General features: G+C 51.0%; 14 protein-coding genes. 6 read left to right on the top strand and 8 right to left on the bottom strand.

All coding sequences use genetic code 11. From position 1 onward, the window contains the following. The first annotated feature begins 85 nt into the window (after positions 1–85). On the top strand, positions 86–1141 hold the full coding sequence (locus ACRJJO_RS14430) for an HD-GYP domain-containing protein (protein ID WP_431066385.1): 1056 nt from the start codon (positions 86–88) through the stop codon (positions 1139–1141). Beyond that, entirely contained in the window at positions 1138–5556 is a 4419-nt protein-coding gene (locus ACRJJO_RS14425; protein WP_431066384.1) for an ABC transporter substrate-binding protein, read from the top strand. The genes ACRJJO_RS14430 and ACRJJO_RS14425 overlap by 4 nt, the downstream gene beginning before the upstream one ends. A 787-nt stretch (positions 5557–6343) precedes the next feature. On the opposite strand, the gene ACRJJO_RS14420 is transcribed toward ACRJJO_RS14425, so the two are convergent. The 3 genes from ACRJJO_RS14420 to ACRJJO_RS14410 all read right to left on the bottom strand — a co-directional run bounded on the left by ACRJJO_RS14420 (position 6344) and on the right by ACRJJO_RS14410 (position 12384). Then, positions 6344–7876 carry a methyl-accepting chemotaxis protein gene (locus ACRJJO_RS14420; RefSeq protein WP_431066383.1) on the bottom strand — a complete coding sequence of 511 codons (1533 nt, stop codon included), beginning with the start codon at positions 7874–7876 and terminating at the stop codon, positions 6344–6346. 183 nt (positions 7877–8059) lie between these two features. After that, the gene (locus ACRJJO_RS14415) at positions 8060–11146 is read right to left on the bottom strand and encodes an efflux RND transporter permease subunit (protein ID WP_431066382.1); all 3087 of its coding nucleotides are present in this window, start codon (positions 11144–11146) and stop codon (positions 8060–8062) included. A gap of 155 nt (positions 11147–11301) precedes the next feature. Further along, entirely contained in the window at positions 11302–12384 is a 1083-nt protein-coding gene (locus tag ACRJJO_RS14410) for an efflux RND transporter periplasmic adaptor subunit (RefSeq protein ID WP_431066381.1), read from the bottom strand. 125 nt (positions 12385–12509) lie between these two features. On the opposite strand from ACRJJO_RS14410, the gene gcvH reads away from it, so the two are divergent. Continuing rightward, the gene (gene gcvH, locus ACRJJO_RS14405) at positions 12510–12893 is read left to right on the top strand and encodes a glycine cleavage system protein GcvH (protein ID WP_431066380.1); all 384 of its coding nucleotides are present in this window, start codon (positions 12510–12512) and stop codon (positions 12891–12893) included. 50 nt (positions 12894–12943) lie between these two features. On the opposite strand, the gene ACRJJO_RS14400 is transcribed toward gcvH, so the two are convergent. Continuing rightward, entirely contained in the window at positions 12944–13075 is a 132-nt protein-coding gene (locus ACRJJO_RS14400; RefSeq protein WP_341328385.1) for a hypothetical protein, read from the bottom strand. A 325-nt stretch (positions 13076–13400) separates the two neighbouring features. Between ACRJJO_RS14400 and ACRJJO_RS14395 the strand changes: the two genes are divergently transcribed. The 3 genes from ACRJJO_RS14395 (at position 13401) to mazG (ending at position 15670) form a co-directional block, all read left to right on the top strand. Beyond that, positions 13401–13763, top strand: coding sequence for a diacylglycerol kinase (locus tag ACRJJO_RS14395; RefSeq protein WP_431066379.1), 363 nt, complete (start codon positions 13401–13403; stop codon positions 13761–13763). A 174-nt stretch (positions 13764–13937) separates the two neighbouring features. Beyond that, positions 13938–14870 (top strand): carbohydrate kinase family protein, encoded by a 933-nt coding sequence (locus ACRJJO_RS14390; protein ID WP_431066378.1) that lies wholly within the window; start codon positions 13938–13940, stop codon positions 14868–14870. Continuing rightward, the gene (gene mazG, locus ACRJJO_RS14385; protein WP_431066377.1) at positions 14867–15670 is read left to right on the top strand and encodes a nucleoside triphosphate pyrophosphohydrolase; all 804 of its coding nucleotides are present in this window, start codon (positions 14867–14869) and stop codon (positions 15668–15670) included. Before ACRJJO_RS14390 ends, mazG begins: the two co-directional genes overlap by 4 nt. A 654-nt stretch (positions 15671–16324) precedes the next feature. Here the strand turns inward: mazG and modC are convergent. The 4 genes from modC to ACRJJO_RS14365 are packed head-to-tail and all read right to left on the bottom strand — an operon-like array spanning position 16325 to position 20389. Further along, entirely contained in the window at positions 16325–17401 is a 1077-nt protein-coding gene (modC, locus tag ACRJJO_RS14380) for a molybdenum ABC transporter ATP-binding protein (protein ID WP_431066376.1), read from the bottom strand. A 3-nt stretch (positions 17402–17404) separates the two neighbouring features. Further along, the gene (modB, locus tag ACRJJO_RS14375) at positions 17405–18082 is read right to left on the bottom strand and encodes a molybdate ABC transporter permease subunit (protein ID WP_431066375.1); all 678 of its coding nucleotides are present in this window, start codon (positions 18080–18082) and stop codon (positions 17405–17407) included. Continuing rightward, positions 18079–18843, bottom strand: a complete 765-nt coding sequence (gene modA / locus ACRJJO_RS14370) for a molybdate ABC transporter substrate-binding protein (protein WP_431066374.1) — start codon at positions 18841–18843, stop codon at positions 18079–18081. The genes modB and modA overlap by 4 nt, the downstream gene beginning before the upstream one ends. Positions 18844–18874: 31 nt before the next feature. Next, the gene (locus ACRJJO_RS14365) at positions 18875–20389 is read right to left on the bottom strand and encodes an alginate export family protein (protein ID WP_431066373.1); all 1515 of its coding nucleotides are present in this window, start codon (positions 20387–20389) and stop codon (positions 18875–18877) included. Positions 20390–20410: the final 21 nt, after the last annotated feature.

Genomic DNA, 20410 nt, shown 5'->3' with positions numbered 1-20410 from the left:
TGATTGCTCAACATGGACCATGGACAATCTCGGATTTGATTGCTACGCTTAATAGCACATTTCATGAAGCAATCGAACACACCCTATGCTTACATCCAATCGTATTCTGATTGTCGATGACGTCATCGATAACATTCGTGTCGCCATGAACTTTTTAAAGGAAGACAATTACGATCTCTCGTTTGCCGGCAGCGGAGAGGAAGCGTTGCGACTCATTCGAGATAATCCTGCGCCGTTCGATTTGATTCTGTTGGATATTATGATGCCGGGCATGGAAGGCTTTGAAGTCTGCCGAATTTTAAAAACTAATCCGCGCTATCAGGATGTGCCGATTATTTTTTTGACCGCCCGTGTCGATGTCGATTCAGTAGCGAAAGGCTTTTCTGTCGGCGGCGTCGACTATATAACCAAGCCTTTTCATGCCGATGAATTATTGGCGCGCGTCAAGACGCATATCGACTTGTTTCATGCAAAAAAATTACTGCATGAACATAATATCGCATTGGAAGCGAAAGTCGCTTATGAGCGAGTCCGCTTACTTACGGAGTTGGAAGAAAATCAAAAAGAGATGATCTTTATGCTGACCGAATTGATGGAGTCGACTTCGGATGAAACGGGAAAACATATCAAGCGTTTGTCCGAGATTTCAGCATTGTTGGCTAAATATCATAAAAGCCTCTCCGTTCACGATATGGATATGTTGTATCATGCCTCCCCGATGCATGATATCGGCAAGATGATGATACCCAGGGAAATATTGAATAAGCCGGGACGATTGACCGAGGAGGAATTTAATGTCATCAAGTCGCATACCACCAACGGTTATCAATTACTATGCCGTTCGGATCGAAGAATCATTAAATCCGCTGCCGTCATCGCTCACGAACATCATGAGAAATGGGACGGTAGCGGATATCCGCGCGGATTGAAGGGTAACGATATTCATATTTACGGCCGAATCGTCGCATTAGCCGATGTGTTCGATGCGTTGACTCATTCACGATGTTATAAAGCCGTTTGGAGTCGCGATCGGGTTGTCGATTACATTGAGGGACATCGCGAAACGCAGTTCGACCCGGAATTGGTCGATATTTTCCTGGATCATGTCGATGAGTTTTTTGCAATCGCCGATTTAAAGTGAGTGCCGGTTCAATGCCGCCGATGGTTGTAAAAACCGCTATTGTCATTCTGTTGTGCTTTTTTTATCTATTCTTAAGCAGTGCGCGCGTAGCAGCAGACGAATCGGCGCTAGACTCGGTCAGCATTCAATTACGTTGGGAACATGGCTTTCAGTTTGCCGGCTACTATGCGGCTATCGAGAAAGGTTTTTACCGGGACGAGGGACTCGAAGTTCAGTTAAAGGAAATCGATTATTCGAAAGACTTCGTCAAGCAAGTCCTTGCCGGAGAATCGGAATACGGCGTAACCGATAGCACTTTGCTGATCTATCATTTACAGGGCGAACCTGTCGTTCTGATCAATCAATTCTTTCAACATTCTCCGCTAGTATTTATAGCACGCCGCGAATCGGGCATCGTCAGTCCTTATGAAATGATCGGCAAAAAAGTCGCGCTCGACTTATCCAGTCGCGGCGATGCGGCGCTGAATGCGTTGCTGCTAAAAACCCTCGGCGATCTCAATAAAGTTCAACGTTTCAAGGCCAACGGCGATTCCTATCGGGATTTACGCGACGGCAAGATCGATGTCGTTACCGCCTACGCGACTTCGCAGCCTTTTCTTTTGAAAGAGCAAGGAATTGAAGTTAATGTCATCAATCCGCAAAATTACGGAATTGATTATTATGGAGACAATTTATTTACCACCCGCGATGAAATCATCGAGCATCCCGCGCGAGTCGAAAAAATCAGCCGGGCGACGCTCAAAGGTTGGCAGTATGCGCTCGATCACCCGGAAGAAATCATCGAGCTGATTATCGCTCGTTATAACCCTAAGCTTTCCCGCGATTATCTGGACTACGAAGCGCGTATGACTCGGCAGATGATTATTCCGGAGTTGATACAGTTGGGCTCGGTCGATCCTAAGCGTTATCGTTTGACGGCCGAGGATTATCAACGTTTGGGGTTTGTCGAGCACAGTCGCATCGGGGATGACTTTTTTTTTCGCTTGCCGGATGCCGAGACCGGTCCGGTATTGGCTTTTTCGGCTAAAGAGCGAGCTTGGATAAAACGCAACCCGGTAGTCCATTACGGTGGAGAGCGGGATTGGGCGCCTTATGATTTTGTCGATCGCAACGATGCTCATACCGGCTTGAGTCGGGATATGTTGCAATTGATCGGGCAATATACAGGTCTGACTTTCGAAGCCGAGATCGATGATTGGAGTAATCTTCTGCAAAAGATCCGGCAACGCGAAATCGACTTATTACCTTCGCTTTATTATTCCGAGGAACGAGCGGGGGATATGCTTTTTACCGAACCATACCAATGGATGCTAGATTATTTTTTTATTCATGAAGATGTTCAAGCCAAGTCCTTGGCGGATTTAGCCGGCAAAACGATCGCGATACCGAAAGGTTTTTTGCATGATAAAACCATAAAAAAAATGTTCCCGGAGCTGAATATTCTCGAAGCCGAGGATCTAATGGGAGCTTTGCAAAGCGTTATTGAGAGAAAAGCGGATTTACTGGTCGATGCGCATTCGGTTATCACCTATTGGCTGAAACGCAATGCGATCACAACGATCCGTCCGTTTAAGGTATTGCCTCCCGGCGAGGCTCAGCAATTGCACATGGCGGTTCGTACGGATTTGCCGGAATTGCATTCGATCTTGAACAAAGCGCTTGCGGCGATTCCCGAACAGGAAAAACAAGAATTGCAGGACCAATGGTTCGGCCCCAGGTTTAAGGGGCGAACGGTCGCTATGACGTCTGCCGAGCAAAAATGGTTGGCCGAGCATCCGGTCATTCGAATTGCCGCTCAGAGAAATAAGTTACCTTATGAAAGCGTCGATCGCCAGGGTCGATATATCGGTATGGCGGCCGATTATTTGGCATGGATCGCCAAAATACTCCGTATCGAATTGGACATTATTCCGGTTGAATCGTGGCGCGAAGCCAAACAAAAAATCGAACTCGGCGAAGTCGATATCATGTTTGAAGCGCTTGATAGTCTAGACGATAAACGCTTGGTTCTCACCGAGTCCTTTTTCAGTAGTCCGGTTGTGATCGTGATGAGCGACCGCGAATCCTATGTCGATAGTATCCGGCAAATTCGGCATCGCCGATTGGCGATCGTCAAGAGCTATGCTTATGCATCGACTATTGCTGCCCAATATCCGGAAATCGATTTTCACTATGTGGATTCGGTCGCCGAAGGTTTGACTGAGGTTTCGACAGGCAGTGTAGATGCATTGCTTTGCACGCTGGCGGCAGCCGGCTATCAAATTGCAGACCAAGGCATCCATAATATTCGGATCGTCGGTAAAACCGAATTTACCAGCGATCTTGGGTTCGCCATTGCACAGAAACAAGCGCAATTGGCACCGCTTTTAAATCGTGCCTTGCATACGATCGGACCAAGCGAACAGCAGAAAATACACGATAGTTGGGCAAACAATATTGCCGAGAAAATCGATTATCGGTTGATCTCTTGGATCGTTGGGGGCTTTTTACTGATATTGGCGTTCGTGTTTTTTTGGAACCGGCGTTTGGCCGACGAAGTAGTCCGGCGTAAGCAGAGCGAGCAAGAAGCCGCATTACTGAACGAACGGCTAACGCTTGCGGCCGGAATCGCATCAATCGGCGTTTGGGAGTTGAATTTGACCGGAGAGCCCTATTTGCTGTTCGACGATAGGATGTTCGACATATGCGGTCTACCCAAACAACCGAGTCTTGCCTTTGTCGAATGGATAGAACTTATCCATCCGGAAGACCGGTCGCTGATTCAAGGCGTGATCAGTCAGTTACAACAGTGCGATGATCAAGCTCATAACGAATATCGGATCATTCGTCCGGACGGTATGGTTCGCACACTCTACAGCGGCAGCCGGATTATTGGCAACGAAAATAAACCGGGGAAAATCATTGGCGTGAGTTGGGATATCAGCGAGCGAAAAAATGCTGAAATCGCGCTGGCCAACGCCAAGGAACAGGCGGAGTCGGCAAATCAAGCCAAGTCTCGGTTTCTTGCGAACATGAGCCATGAAATTAGAACGCCGATGAATGCGATTATCGGTTTCACCGAATTGCTCGACGAGCAAATCAAGGAACCCCATCTCAAATCTTTCGTGAAAACGATCAAAGCCGCCGGACAAAGCCTGCTGGCATTGATTAACGATATTCTGGATTTATCGAAAATCGAAGCCGGTAAACTCAGTATCGAAAAGCAAGCTTGCAATCCGCATGAATTATTTGCCGAACTGGGCGGAATTTTTACGATGAAAATGCGGGAAAAAAATTTGGCATTGATTTTAAATGTCGACCCCGCCATTCCGAACAGCTTGGTGCTCGACGCCACGCGTTTGCGTCAAGTGCTATTCAACTTAATCGGCAATGCCGTGAAATTTACCGATCAGGGTCATATTCGTTTGATTGCGCGTACCGCTAATGAAGACGAGATTCGTAGTCGATTGGATTTATGTATCGACGTCGAGGATACCGGTATCGGTATTTCACAGGAACATCAACAAGTTATTTTTCAAGAATTCGAGCAATCGGAAGGGCAGGATATTCGTAAATACGGCGGTACCGGTTTAGGGCTTGCGATTAGCCGTCGTTTGGTCGAAATGATGGGTGGCGAGATTGCTGTGAGTAGCCGTTTGGGCGAAGGCTCTACTTTTACCGTCAGACTTTACAATGTCGATATCGCGTCCATCGACGAATCCGAACCAATGCCAATCGGGACGAGTCATCAAAAAATCCGGTTTCACCCGGCAACGGTTTTGGTCGTCGACGATATCGAAAATAATCGGCGTTTATTGCAGGAGAATTTTTCCGGAACGGCTTTGACTGTTTTGACGGCTGAAAACGGGAGGGATGCCGTCGAAGCGGTTAAACGGCAGACTGTCGATTTGATATTGATGGACATTCGTATGCCGGTGATGAGCGGTTATGAGGCGGCCGAGATAATAAAATCGGTTAGCGATACGCCGATTATCGCGTTGACCGCGTCGGTCATGAAAGACGAATACGACCGGGTAAAAACCGCGCACTTCGACGCTTATCTGAGAAAACCGGTGTTGAAAGCCAACTTGATTGAAGAGCTGGCCAAATTTTTACCGTTCGATAGGGATGAGGAGTATCAAGCTGATCCGGTTCAAGTGCTATTGACTGAAGATCAGCGGGCGATTTTGCCTGAAGTGTTGGCGGCCTTGGAAAAATTGAATCCGCAATGCGAGCAGGCGGCCTCTAATAATAATATTTCGGCAATGAAAGCATTTGCCGAAAACGTGTCGGCAATCGGCGAGCGTCACCGGTTTACCCCAGTCCTTGACTATGCTGAACGTCTCGAACGGCATATCGATAGTTTCGATATTGTCGAAATTAAGCAAGGTTTGAATGAGTTCTCGGCTTTACTTGAGCAATTGCGGGATTCGTAGGGCATTGCACTTGTTAGTTGAATCCGCGTTTCAAATCCGCGAACTTTCACAGTAACGTTCATGAAGGCCTAGCCATCGTCCCGGTAAATGAAAGCTCTCTGGGGTGGGGAGGGTGCGGTCACTCGCCCGACAGGACGCCGTGAACCCAGCACCTAAATCCAGCACCTAAATTCCATAGGTCTTTGGCAATGATTCAAAATCATGGCTTATTTAGGTGCTGGATGAATTATCCAAGATAGTTTACCAAAGCCAATGAGCTATGGAATTTAGGTGCTGGGTGAATACGTCCATCTAGGCTCGACGGCGGCTCCCTGCCGCCGACGCCTGTCGATCGAGCAACCGCCCCCCTCTTCGGAACCGGCATTGTGTTGAATATCGAAAAACTAGATTAACCCGACCTACGCGCTGAGCATGGAAGAGGGTACGATTACTCGCTTGACAGGACGCCGTAAATACGTCCATGTAGGCTTGACGGCGGCTTTCCCTGCCGCCGACACCTGTCAAGCGAGCAACCGTACCCTCCTTTCAACAATCCGCTCAATATTGAAAAAAACAAGTTATTTAGAGCTATATCCTTTGGTTTCTGCTGGCTTTGAGTTCAAATGGGTATCAACTATTAACGCGAACATAGTTTAGAAAAAGCATTTCACTATGAAGAATAAGAAGTTAATTCAATAATTTGTTATTCATTTGTATAGAGCTTTCGCTCGCCAATAAGGTTAGCGAGAATTGATTGAAATCCTTAATGAACTTCATGAGCTTCATGGTTAAACTGCCGAATTTAGAATCAACGGTTTTGGACGTCATCGTCGACTTTGAAAAAAGCCATGGCTTGCTGGAGTTCCTCGGCATTGCCGGAAAGTTCTTCGGCCGTCGCTGCAAGCTGTTCGGAAGCGGCGGCATTTTGTTGGGTGGCCTTGTCCAGTTGAGTCATCGCTTCGTTGATTTGGGCCAAGCCCGATGCTTGTTCGTTACTGGCGGATGTGATTTCTTCGATCAAGGTTGCGGTTTTGCCGATATCCGGAACGATTTGTTGTAGCAATTGTCCGGCTTGGTTGGCGATATCGACACTGTCGATGGCCAGTTCCCCGATTTGTTCCGCGGCTTTGCGGCTATTTTCGGCGAGATTGCGAACTTCCGATGCGACGACCGAAAAGCCGCGCCCGTGTTCGCCGGCGCGAGCCGCTTCGATCGCGGCATTCAGCGAAAGCAAATTGGTCTTTCTGGCAATGTCTTCGATAATCTCGATTTTATCGGCAATTTCGCGCATTGCCTGCACGGTTCGTGTTACTGCATCGCCGCCTTGTTGCGCTTCCGCTGCCGTTCCTGTCGCGATTTTGCTGGTTGCAACAGCATTTTCGCTATTGTGCTGCACCGATGCGGTCAGCTGTTCCAAGCTGGAGGTCGTTTCCTCCAGTCCCGAGGCTTGTTCGGTGGCGCTTTGGCTAAGGCTCTGCGAGGTCGCGCTAACTTCATTCGCGGCACTGGTCAAATAATCCGCACGGTTTCTTACTTCCTCAACCGTTTGCTTAAGGTTGTTGATCATTTCCGCCATCGATGCATATAAGCTTTCCTGATCGCCGGGTTTGACATCTAATGTCATCGTCAAGTCGCCAAAGGCCATACGTTTCGAGATCGCCGCCAGTTCTGTCGGTTCGCCACCGAGTTGTTTAAGAATGTATCTGACGATGACCGTGGCCAGAGTGATACCCGCCAAAATCGCAATAATTGTAATGACAGTCAAAACGAAACGAGCTTGAGTGCTGTCGTTTTCCATGGCTTGTTGAATAGCGGCTGCCGAAGCATTGACGATGTCGCGCATTTGCCCAAGATAATGCTGCACGCTTTGGAGATTGGGCACTGTTTCGTTTTTATATAGCGCGCTGGTTTGTTGAGTGTCGCTCAGGTCAGTGTTTCGGGTCGTGTTGACGCGTGCATCCCGGATTAATTTCGCCGATTCGTGCAAGAGTCGATGCGGTTCTTCGACATCGGCGAGTAGTGGTTTTAATTCCGGAAAGCGCGATTCGGCGTGCCGTCTTTCCTGACCGTAAAACCATTTTCCGAAGGCGCATTGCGTATGATCTAACTGTATATTCAAATCATGCGCATGATCGTCATAAACAAAGTCATTGAGTTGGGCCGCCCAATTTAGATGATCGACCTCGCGCTCGACCAAAGCGGTGCGCAGGTTATCGGCTTCGACGACATTTCGAGTTTCGCCGACGAGTGAAATAAGTCGTTGAATACCGATCCCGGATGTCAGCAATAACAGAACCAGGATGCCGGCGAAACCAAGTGAAATTTGCGTTCGGAGTTTCATGGAGGAGATTTGAAATTAAGTGTAAGTTTATTTAAATTTTAGCGCACAAAATTTTAAATGCTGCTATTTATTCTAAGGGTCGGCGTCCTTTGACGGGCACCCCGGGGCCGAATTTTGATCTACGAAGGGTATAACTTCTTCTTCATGATCTTCATGGTGAAATGCTTTTTCTAGGTTCATCGCTTAAAGTTTTCCCTGAAATCTGCCGAATCGTAACAAAATAACCGGCATGAGTAGTAGGTTGAGTAGCGTCGAGGATATCAAACCGCCGATGATGATTGCGGCCATCGGACCCATGATTTCGCGGCCCGGATTATCGCTATTCAATGCGATAGGCAGCATCGCAAGTGCGGTGACCAATGCGGTCATTAGAATCGACGGCAAGCGTTCTTCCGCACCTTGCATGGCTGTGGCGAAATCCCAGCTTTTCCCTTCGGATTGCACTAGATGCCGATAATGAGCGATCAACATAATGCTGTTTCGTACGGTGATGCCGAACAGCGTGATGAAACCGACCACCGAACCCACCGATAGTGTCGCGCCGGTCAAGAATACCGCCGCAACACCGCCGACCAGTGAAAACGGCAGATTCACGAGTGTCAATACGGTGTGGCGAAAGCTGCCGATCGCAATGTGGATAAGCATCAATACGCCCGCACCGGCCAACAGCGAATGCAATATCAATTCTTGACGGGCCTCGGCTTGTTCGATCGCGGCGCCAGTAAATTCCGGATACATATCGGCCGGAAATTGGATTTCGTCAAATACTCTTTGCTTCAATTCGGCGACGAACGATTCGTAATCCCGGTCGATAATATTTGCGGTAACGGTTTGTCGCCTTTGTGCTCCTTCATGCAGGATATTGTATCGCCCGGAGCTTTGCTCGATATCGGCGATTTGCCCGAGAGTCACGAGCGTGCCGTCCGGGGCGCGGATCGATAGTTTTTCGAGCGCTTCGGGCTTATTGCGGACATTGACATCGAGGGTAACGGCTATGTTGTTAATGCGGTTGCCTTCGAGTTGTTTGCCGATGATGCGGCCCTCATAGGCGCTTTGCACGGTGTTCATCATGTGCGCCGGACGCAGGCCCCAAAAGGCCAGTTTGTCCGATTGCAACCGGATTTCGAGTATCGGTGTGCCGGGCGGCGAACGGACCGTTACATCGGCCGCACCCGGAATCGATCGAAATAGTTGTGCGATTTCCTCTGCTTTAGTGTCGAGAGCGCCCAAATCATTGCCGTAAACATTGACCACAAGGGGCGACGTGTAGCCGGAGATGGTTTCGTCGACCCGTTCGGTCAAAAAGGTATTGGCTTCAAACACGATGCCCGGAACTCCGTCCAAAGTCTCGCGCATTCGGTTCAAGACTTGTTGTTGTTCCGGACCGGACATCGACGCCAGGCGGACTTCGTATTCGCTGTAATGACTGCCGTAGGTATCGGCTCCGCGCTCCGCGCGCCCTGCCCATTGCGAAACTGAAACGACGCCCGGAATTTGTAAAAATTGCTCGGTGATTTTCGTACCGATTCGGATCGATTCCTTCAGCGCCGTGCCGGGAATACTACTGGTATGCACGATATAATGACCTTCACGTAGCGGCGGTAGAAATCGGCTGTTCGTGAAAAACAATGCGGACAGGCCGGCGACACAGATCAGTACGGCAGCTGATATTGCCAGTTTAAAATGCCGACTAACGAAACCAAGCCAACGCCGGTAAACCGGTTTTAAAAATCGGATCAATGGAGGTTCTTTATCGGTTGTATGGGTTTTGCTCAATAACAGGAAGCACAGCGCCGGAGTCAGCGTCAATGCCGCTACTAGCGACATCAGTATCGTAAGAATATAGGATATGCCCAAGGGCGAAAACAGGCGTCCGGCAACACCGGTTAAGGACAACAGCGGCACGAAAACCAGTGCGACGATAAAGCTGGCATAGACCACCGAGCCTCTGACTTCCATCGAGGCGGAGTAGATGACTTCGGAAACCGGGCGCGGTGCTGCCGAAAGCTGATTTTCACGCAGCCGACGAAAGATATTTTCGGTATCGATGATCGCATCGTCGACGACTTCGCCGAGCGCAATGGCAAGTCCGCCTAAGACCATGATATTCAAATTGACGCCGAATTCGAGCAGCACTAGAACAGCGGCAATCAGCGATACCGGTATTGCCGTCGCGGCGATGAAGGCGGTCCGCATTTCGAATAAAAATAGATACAGCACGATCAACACGCATAGGCCGCCGATTAATAAATGTCCCGATAAGTTATGCAACGAGGTTTCGATGTAATCGGCGGGACGGAATAAGTTCGGATAAAAATCGATCGCTTGCTTGGCGAATAGGGTATTGAATTCGCTCAAGGCTTTTTCGACCTGTCTCGAAACGGTGAGCGTATTGGCGCCGTATTGGCCGATGACCATCATGACGATACCCGGATGACCCATGATTTGTGCGGCGCCGATCGGCGGTTCCGGGCCATAGCGAATATCGGCGACATCCCCGAGCGTGACACTTCGTCCTTGAGTATGCTTTACAATAATGTCTTGCAGTCGTTCCGGGCTGAGATTTTGGCCGGAAAGCTTGATGCTAAAACGCTGATTGTCGGTTTCGATGACCCCACCCCCTTGAAGGTTCGTCGATTCCGAGGCGGCTTGAACGACTTCATCGAGAGCCAAGCCGAAGCGCTGCAAACGGGCGGAGTCGACTTGAATTTGCAATTGCCGAATTTCACCGCCGAATATATTGACATCGGCAACGCCTGGGACCGCCATTAATCGCGGCACGATCGTCCAGTCGGCAAGGCTTCTCAGGGCCATTAGATCCTGCCGATCCGAATGCAGACCGATCGTTAAAACCGTTGCCGATGACGAAGACAAGGGTACGGCCAGAGGCGGGCCGATGCCCTGCGGCAGACGATTGGCGATACCGGCCAGGCGTTCGCCGACCATCTGCCGATTACTGTGGATATCGCTACTTTCTTCAAAAAGCGCGGTCACGACCGATAAGCCCTGTATCGATTCCGAGCGGACCGTTTTTAAGCCGATCAGCCCCGAAATTGAGCTTTCAATCGCTTGCGTAACGAGCGTTTCGATCTGCTCGGCGGAATAGCCGGGCGCTTCGGTTTGGATGACGACTTGTTTCGGCGAAAATTCCGGAAAAATGTCGAGGCCTGCCACGGCGAAACGATAAAAGCCGTAGACGAATAGCACTATTGCCGAGACGATCACGATGCCATATTGACGGATCGCAAAGCGTATTAAGGCGCTCAGCATTTTATACCCATCGTAGATCAAAATTTGGCACCGGGGGCCCGTCAAAGGATGCCGTGAACCCAGCACCCCGATGCCTCCTTAGGCACTGCCGAAATTTGAGCTGCGAAAGGTGTAAAACAGATTTCCCGCCGCCCTGCGTTTCGGTGTTCGGCAAATCAATCATCATCATCTTCATCGGGAATTTGGCTTTTGAATTCCTCCGAAAGCAGCATTTGCGCACCGCTTACGACTAAGTCCTGACTCGGATGCAAACCGTCCGTGACGAAATAGCCGGCATCCGTGTCGATAAATTCGGTAATGGTCAGTCGCTGAAAATGTTCCGGTGTTGTTTTGACGTAAACGAAAGCTTGACCGAGATGGCGAATGACGGATGATACCGGAATTAACACGCCGACTTCGGCGGTTTCGCGTAACGGAATGAAGGCGGCGATGCGCATACCGGTTCGAATGTTGCCGTTTTCGGTTTCGAAAAAATAACTTTCGCCTTGGGTCAGTGGGTCGGTTTGCGGTGCTGACGATATAAAACGCGCCGGTTCGGTTCGGTTTCGGTCGCCGTAGCGCGAGACCTGGATTTCGTCGAGCGTACCGACCGGTTTATTATTAGGCGGCAACGAGATATGCAATAAATTTTTTTGTCCGGAAAGATAGGGGCGTAAGGTGTCGGTATTGGCATCAAGAAACAATTCGGCAATCACTTGGCCCCAATTGAGTACCGCCTCATTGCGAACGGTTTCGATTTGTAGACGACTGCCTTGAGTTATCGCTTGTTCCGATTGCCATTGCGACTGTTGTTCTTGAAGACTGCGCCCGGAAACGGCGCCGCCACGGTGTAAAAGCCGAGTTCGGTCGATCGATTGTTGAGCCAGCGTCAGTCGAGACTTGGCGCTCTCATGCCCGCTGAGTGCGGCGAGGTAACGGTTTCTCAACTCCAGTAGCGGTTGTAACGCAACCACATTGCCGTACGCGGTCAGTTCTGGACGATACCGATAAGGTTTGAGTTTGATTGTTTTCAGGCCGGAGCGAATTTGGGTGGTCGAGTCTATGTTCAGAGTGCCTTCATTCCCGTAGTCGTCATCATCGGTTTCGGTTCGAACGAGAGCTGTTTCTTTATCTTGAGACGCCGCAAAAGCAATGCCATTAGCGCTTAGTGCAAGCGCTAGGCTAATCAAAGTCGGCCATTTCAATTCGCCTAACAAGGTTATAGGGCGACTGGCGAAGTTAATAAAGGAGAATTTCATGTACGGCATAAGCAAATTATATAGGGCCGGAAGGCGCGTAATCGAAATTATTTGTTGTTTTTATAATTGATCGCGTTATTCTTTACGGTTTGCGCCGTTAGGCATTTTTGAACGGAGGACTATCGATGAGCGATTTGCCGGAAAATTTAAAGTATGCAAAAACCCATGAATGGGCAAAACTGGAAAACGATAATGTGGTGCGCGTCGGTATTACCGAATTCGCGCAAGCCGAACTCGGCGATTTAGTTTTTATCGAATTGCCTAAAGTCGGGCGTGTCGTGAAAGGGGGCGAGCAATGCGCGGTCGTCGAGTCGGTCAAAACCGCTTCGGATTTATTCAGCCCCGTGTCCGGGGAAGTCGTTTCGGTTAATGAGGAGCTATCCGATGCGCCGGAGCAGGTTAACGACGATGCCTACGACGCTTGGCTGTTTTGTGTGAAGGCCGACAATCCGGCAGAATTGGATTCCTTGCTGGATGCTTCGGCCTATGGCCAATTAATCGCTGAATAAGCAGAAAGCGTTGTTTGACGCGTTATGGGGGGGGCGGTCATACGCTCAAGCTAAGCACAGGTCACCGCTGCTAAATCGTTACCGACCGCTTCCGGCGGGTCCAAGTAGCGTAGCCCGGATGGAGCGAAGCGCAATCCGGGTAGTTCGGGGCTACGCCATTCTCGTATTTCGCTACGCTGCATACGGGCTACATACTTGAATACCAACTTGAAAAAGAAAGGATGTGAGTTGGCCGGTACTTTGCTTGTAAGTGATACGTCCGCTTGTCATTTATCCACAAAATCTGTGGATAACTCTGTGGATAGCATCTTGAGAAGGTTCTCAACAATTTGACTTTGCAGGCGTTTTTACAAATCGAACAAGTATTGGTCGGAATATAATATCATTAATAAACAATGACTTATAAAAATTATCAAGCTTATTAAGACGCTGTAAAATCATTGTAATTAAAATGACAAAAGGCTTGTGTAATCTGGCGTTTTAATCTACCGAAACTTGTATCAAACTATGGCAAATCAAAACGCAAAAGGTTTTAAACGCATCGTAAACGCTTTTTTCTTTTCGCTGTCGGGCTTTAAGGCCACTTGGTTTCATGAAGAGGCGTTTAGGCAAGAGGTTTGGTTGTTTATAGTCACGACGCCGTTGGCCGTTTGGCTCGGCGAGACAAACATCGAGAAATTGCTGCTTATCGGCAGCATGGTCCTGGTTTTATTGGTGGAATTACTGAATTCGGCGGTTGAAGCGGTCGTGGACCGGGTCGGTTTCGAGCATCATGAACTATCCGGCCGGGCCAAGGACATCGGTTCGGCCGCTGTCATGCTTTCCTTGGTTTGGGCGGCGGCGACCTGGATATTGATTTTATTTTTGTAATTATTCAGCGTAAGTCATGTATGAGAAGGTGTCAGGCATTGATTTATAAGGCTGTCTGCAACAGGACGTTGCAGTCAGAGCTTACAGGGATGTATTCACGCGTCCTTAGAAATCAATGCCTGACACCAACCTACCGCATGCGCTGAATAATTACTTATTTTTTTAGGAGAAACAATGAGTGCATTAATCTGTGGTTCGATGGCTTACGATACCATCATGGTCTTTCATGATAATTTCAGGAATCATATCTTGCCGGAAAAAGTCCACATTCTTAATGTTTCGTTTTTGGTGCCGGTCATGCGCCGCGAATACGGCGGTTGTGCCGGTAATATCGCCTATAACCTCAACTTGCTTGGCGAAGATCCATTGATCATGGCGACGGTAGGGCACGATTTCGAACCGTATTCGCAGTGGTTGTCTCAATGCGGCTTGTCCAGCGATTTTATTCGTATTCTCGACGACAATTACACCGGTCAGGCTTATATCACGACCGACCAGGAAGACAATCAAATCACGGCGTTCCATCCCGGTGCGATGACTTTCTCGCATTTGAATTCGGTGCCGACCGACGGTTCGATCAGCATCGGCATCGTCTCACCGGACGGTAAGGAAGGCATGCAGCAGCATGCCGAGCAATTCGCCGAACAGGGCATTCCGTTCATATTCGACCCGGGCCAAGGCATGCCGATGTTCGACGCCGATGAACTACTGAAGTTTTTGGAACAGGCGAATTGGGTCACGCTAAACGATTACGAATCCGAAATGATGCAGCAGCGCACCGGATTGTCATTGGATGAAATCGCCGATAAAGTCGAGGCATTAATTGTTACCTTGGGCGGCAACGGCTCGAAAATATACGTCGGCGGCGAGTGTATCGAGATTCCGCCCGTTAAGCCTGCCGCGGTTGTCGATCCGACCGGTTGCGGCGATGCTTACCGAGCCGGACTCTTATACGGTTTGATGAACGATTTGGGTTGGCCGACGACCGGCAGGATCGCTTCGTTGATGGGCTCCATTAAAATTGAGCATCACGGCACGCAAAATCACAGCTTCGACATCGACGGCTTCAAAGAGCGTTACCGCGAGACTTTCGGGGCTGCGTTTTGAGTCTAAGCAATACCGAAAAACTGCTCGCGATTATGGCCCGCTTACGCTCGCCGGAATGCGGTTGCGCCTGGGACATCGAGCAGGACTTCTACAGCCTGATTCCGTACACGATCGAGGAGGCCTATGAGGTTGCCGATGCGATCGAGCGCGGCGACCTCGATGATCTTAGGCTCGAACTCGGCGACTTGTTGTTGCAGGTCGTCTTCCACTCTCGCATCGCCGAGGAGCGCGGATTGTTCGATTTCGAGCAAGTCGCCGGCGGCATTGCCGAAAAACTGATCCGGCGGCATCCGCATGTCTTCGGCGATGCGGTTTATAGCAGCGACGAAGAGCGCAAGCAGGCTTGGGAGCAAGCCAAACTCGAAGAGCGACAATCCAAGCGTTCTAACGAATTGCTGGACAGCGTCCTCGATGGCGTTCCAGCCAATTTACCGGCGTTGGTGCAATGCGAAAAAATCCAGAACCGCGCCGCCAGCCACGGCTTCGATTGGCCCGAAGTTTTGCCGGTGTTCGATAAAGTTACCGAAGAATTAGAGGAAGTCAGGGAGGCTTGGGAATCGGGCGATCAAGCCCATATTCAGGAAGAAGTCGGCGATTTGCTCCTGGTCGCGGTCAATCTGGCCCGGCATCTGAAAGTCAATCCCGAAATCGCGCTTCGCGAAAGTACGAAGAAGTTTTCGGGTCGTTTTCAATATATCGAAAAACACGTTCAAGAGTCCGGGCGGGAGCTTCGGGACTGCGAACTGACCGAACTCGATGCGTTGTGGGACCAAGCGAAACAGGCTTTGAAAAAGAAGTAGGTCGGGTTAGGCGTAAGCCGTAACCCGACATGCGGGTTGATTGATTCTCTATTCTCTGATTTCCAGGCAAAGAGCTTGGGGTTGAGTGAAATAGGCATTGTGTCGCTATCGCGACGCCAGTTTGACGTCGGTTCGCGGACCGACAGCCGCGATACTTTTCTTTGCTTGTCCAAAGAAAAGTATCCAAAAGAAAAGACACCCGGAGGCCGCTGCATCCTGCGCGCTGACGATTTTGCCGAGGGTTTTCGGAAGGGCTATCCCTAGCCCTCCGAAAACGAGCGGCATCCCTGCCGCTCCCCTAGCGGGCTGTTCTCGGCAAAATCGCCAGTGCTCGGCGCGGCCTAACGGGACCCAGGGGAGGGTGCTTTGAACCATATCAAATTCGCTACTTCCCAAGCTCTAGCTTGGGAAGTAAAAGCCGGAAGCTCTGGCTTCCCGAAACCTACTGGACCGATTGGGCTTTTCTCCGCTGTAATTGCTGCAAGCGAAAGAACATTAGCTTCTTTTTCACTTGTATCGCGAAGCTAGAGCTTCACGTATCTGTTTCCCAAGCTTGGAGCTTGGGAAATAGCAGATCACTTGAATTACTCATTGAGTGATCAACTTGGAAGGTATAACTAATTGAATATTCTCGCGTGTTTCGTGGACAAAATGTTATTCCATTAATGCCACTGATTTAATTTGTAGCCAGACCGCTTGGCCGGGTGCTATTTCAAGCATGTGCGCCGCGCGCTTGGTCAAGCGCGCAACCAAAACGCTTGGCCCGACTTTGACGCTGACCAAGGCCAATCCCGGATGTTCGTCGTCCGCGATAGCTTCCACCTCGCCGGGCAGTACATTCTGAATACTGGAATGTTCCCGATTGTCACAGGCCAGACTAATATCCCTCGCCAGCACTCTGACGCGGACGCGGCGGCCGAGCGCAATGCCTTTGTCCCGCGTCCACAGACTACCGCCCGGAAAATCCAATTTTGCCAAATGCCACTGTGGGTCGCGTTCCGCGACGACCGCGTCGAGCACGACGCCGGCCTCTTCGCCGAGACGTATCGGTAAATCGATTCGCGCCAGTGTTTCCTTGAGCGGTCCGTGAGTTACGACCTTGCCATTATTCATCACAACCAGATAATCGGCTAGCCGGGCGACTTCGTCCGGCGAATGGCTGACATAAACGATAGGGATATCGAATCGATCGCGAAGCTTTTCCAAATAAGGCAAAATCTCTTGCTTACGGGCCGAATCCAGGGCGCTGAGCGGTTCGTCCATCAACAGTAGTCGCGGATTGACCGCGAGCGCGCGGGCAATGCCGACGCGCTGTCTTTCGCCGCCGGACAGACGGTCCGGTTTCCGGTCCAATAAATGACCAATGCCGAAGAGGTCGATGATCGGATCGAGATCGGTTTGCCGGGTTTCTGGAATTCTTTTTCGGCCGTATTGCAGATTATTCAGCACACTCAGGTGCGGAAATAAACTCGCTTCTTGGAAAACATAACCGATCGGCCGTCGGTGCGTCGGCAGCCAGGTCTTGCCGTTCTGCCAAATTTCGTCTTTGAACGACAAGAATCCCTGGCCGGCGCGTTCCAGTCCTGCCATGCAGCGCAGTAGCGTGGTCTTGCCGGAACCGGATTGTCCGAACAACGCGCTGACGCCGCGTCCCGGCAATGTCAGGTCGATATCGAGCGAAAAGCCGGGCCAATTCAATAAAAATCGGGCTTGGATTTGGTCTTTCGTCATCGTTCAAGCCTTTTTCGCGCCGGGCCGCCAGGCGTAGACAGTCAGCAGGACCAAGAAAGAGAAAATCAGCATGACTGCGGCCAAACTGTGCGCTTCGCCGTATTCCAACGCTTCGACGTGATCGTAAATCTGCACCGACGCGACGCGGGTGATGCCTGGAATGTTGCCGCCTATCATCAGCACGACGCCGAATTCTCCGACCGTGTGCGCGAACGTCAGCACGCCGGCGGTCAGGAAACCGGGCAAGGCTAGCGGCAGCGCGACGGTAAAAAACGCGTTCAACGGCGAGGCGCGCAATGTCGCGGCTGCCTCTAGCGGTCGGTCGCCGATGGCTTCGAAGGCATTTTGCAGCGGTTGCACCATGAACGGCAGCGAATAGAACACCGAGGCCAATACCAAGCCTTCGAACGTGAAAGGCAACGGATCGATGCCCAGTGCGTTTGTCAATCGGCCGACCGGGCCGTTCGGTCCCATCGCCAGCAACAAATAAAAACCTAACACCGAAGGCGGCAAAACCAACGGCAGAGCAACGACGGCGCCGATCGGGCCTTTCCAGCGCGATTTCGTTCTTGCGAGCCACCAGGCGATAGGCGTACCGGCGACGAACAGAACCGCGGTCACGACCAGCGCCAGTTCGAGAGTCAGGATGACTGCTTGGAGGTCGCCGGTGCTCAATATCATTTGTCTTTCGTCGGTAACGTGAATCCGTAGCGGGTCATCACCTCGCGCGCCGGCTTGGAGTCGACATAGGCGGCGAAGCGTTCGGCCAGGATATTGTCCGCTGCCCGTTTGGTGATGATATAGCCTTGTGCGAGCGGTTCGTGCAGCGTGTCGGGGATCAAATAATGGCCGCCTTGCCCCGCCAGTTCGGGATTCAACGCCAGAGATAATGCGATGATGCCGATTCGGGCGTTGCCGGTTTGCACGAATTGCGCGGTATGCGCGATATTTTCTCCGTACACCAATTTCGGTTCCACGGCCGCCCAAATTCCCGTAGAGCGGAGCGCTTCCTCGGCCCTTTTGCCGTATGGCGCATGTTTCGGATTGGCGATGGCAATGCGGGTAATCGATGAGTCGGTCAGGTTTTTCAGTGTCAGTTTGGAGGCATCCATCTGCGCGCTCCATAAGACGATGCGGCCCACGGCATAAGGCTTGATTTCGGATGCCGCGAAACCGTTTTGCGCTAATTGTTTCGGAAATCCGATGTCAGCCGAAAAATACAAATCGTAGGGCGCGTCCTGCTGAATCTGGGTAAAAAACTTGCCCGACGAGCCGTAAACGATTTCGATCGTGTCGTCGGGATGCGCTTTCCGGAATTCGGCGGCGATTTCATCCAGCGCGAACTTCAGGTCGGACGCGGCCGCAATCACGATTTTTTCGGCATGAGCGAGCGAAGCCGCCAAACAACAGACGGTCAGTAGTAAAATTTGAATCGTTTTCATCAGTTTTTCTCCGGCGGTGATGGATCGGTAATCAGAAGCGAAACAGGCTTTGTACATAAAAATAATCGACGTCCTGGCCGTCGGGCGCATTCGGCGCGTCGCGCGCGAAACCGCCTTTGAACAGATGCGTCCAGCCGGTCTCGAAGTTCAGACTGCTATTGACGTTCCAGCGTGTCGACAGCTCGATCTGGTGGCCTAGATAGTCGCCCGATGCGCCGCTCGCATCGCGCAAGCCCGCTGCCGTCCAGGAGTCGCGGCTTTCGGCGAGCCAGAAAAAACGATGGCTGAAAAAAGCTTGAAGGTCGTCGCGCGGCGAAATATTGAGCCGGTAGCCGGGCGAATTCAGATTGCCGCGCGCGACGACGCCGTAGATGCCGGTCGGACTGTATTCGAAGCGCCGCGCGCCGAATAAGGTATCGAAGCGCTCGCTTTTGTCGTCGTTCGGATCGCTGTCGCCGCTCGCGTAATCGTAGTGCAGGGCGAGACGCGGCGACCACGGCATGTCAACGGTATAGCCGACCGAAACGTGCTGAAACCAGGCGGTATGATCCAAATCGCGTCCGTCGCCGGACTCGTTCGTCGCGCGGACCGTGCCGAATTGTCCGGCGGTTTCGAGTTGAAAATCGAACTCACCTCTGGCCGCCTTGCGGTACCAGCGCATGCCCGGCGTGAACAAGCGCCGGTTGCGTGTCGCATGATCGTTTTGATCGCCTTCGCTCAGATGATACAGATAGAGTTCGACATTGGTTTTCCAGCCTATGTCGTAAATCTCCAGAATGCCGCCGGAGAACCAGGTCTTGTACAATTCCTTATCCCACTCGTGGTTGCCGTCCAGCAGTTCCTGACGGTCGTTCGGATAGCGGCCGACCGGTATCGTCACGAAACCGTTGAATTGCCATTTGCCGTTGTCCTGGAAACGCAGCCGCGCGCCGGTGAAGGCATTGATCGTGTTGCGGAAGACATTGCGCGCGACCAGACGGCGGCTGCCGAAATTGAACGTCTGCCGGCCGAGAATCACTTCGGTGCCGATGTCGCTGTCGAGAAAATTCCGTTGCGCGAAGGCCAGATAGGCCTGCAGAAAATCGGCTTCGTTGGCATGGGTGTTGTTGATCGGCGATCCCGAATCGCTGCCGAATTGCCGAGAATCGAGAAATTCGACGCCGAAACGAAATACGTCGAAGCTCGCTTCCAGGCTCAGGCATGTTTCCAGCGGCATCTGCTGATCGCCTCCTTGCGCATGAGCTCTAAATTGCCCATCGAGGATTTCATAGCGAGTGCGCTGTTCGAGCGAAATCGAAAGCCAGTCGGGTAGGGTTAAGCCATCATGTAAGTTCCAGAGCGGTTTTTCATAACGCGGCCGATCCGCCAAACGGTCATTCATTTGACTCGAAAAGCAAGCAAACGGCGGTGCGGCGGGTCTCTTGGCGTTAGAATCGGCTAACGTAATCGGACTCGAAATCAAGCCGGCGACCGCCAACGTAATGCCGGGTATAGCTGTATCTGCCGAATATTCCGATGCTAATTGGGGAAGTGTTTTTTTGAACATCGCGTTAATTTTTACGGTCGG

This window comes from Methylotuvimicrobium sp. (assembly GCF_050611805.1).
Classification (GTDB): domain Bacteria; phylum Pseudomonadota; class Gammaproteobacteria; order Methylococcales; family Methylomonadaceae; genus Methylotuvimicrobium.
This window is presented reverse-complemented; position numbering and strand designations above follow the sequence as displayed.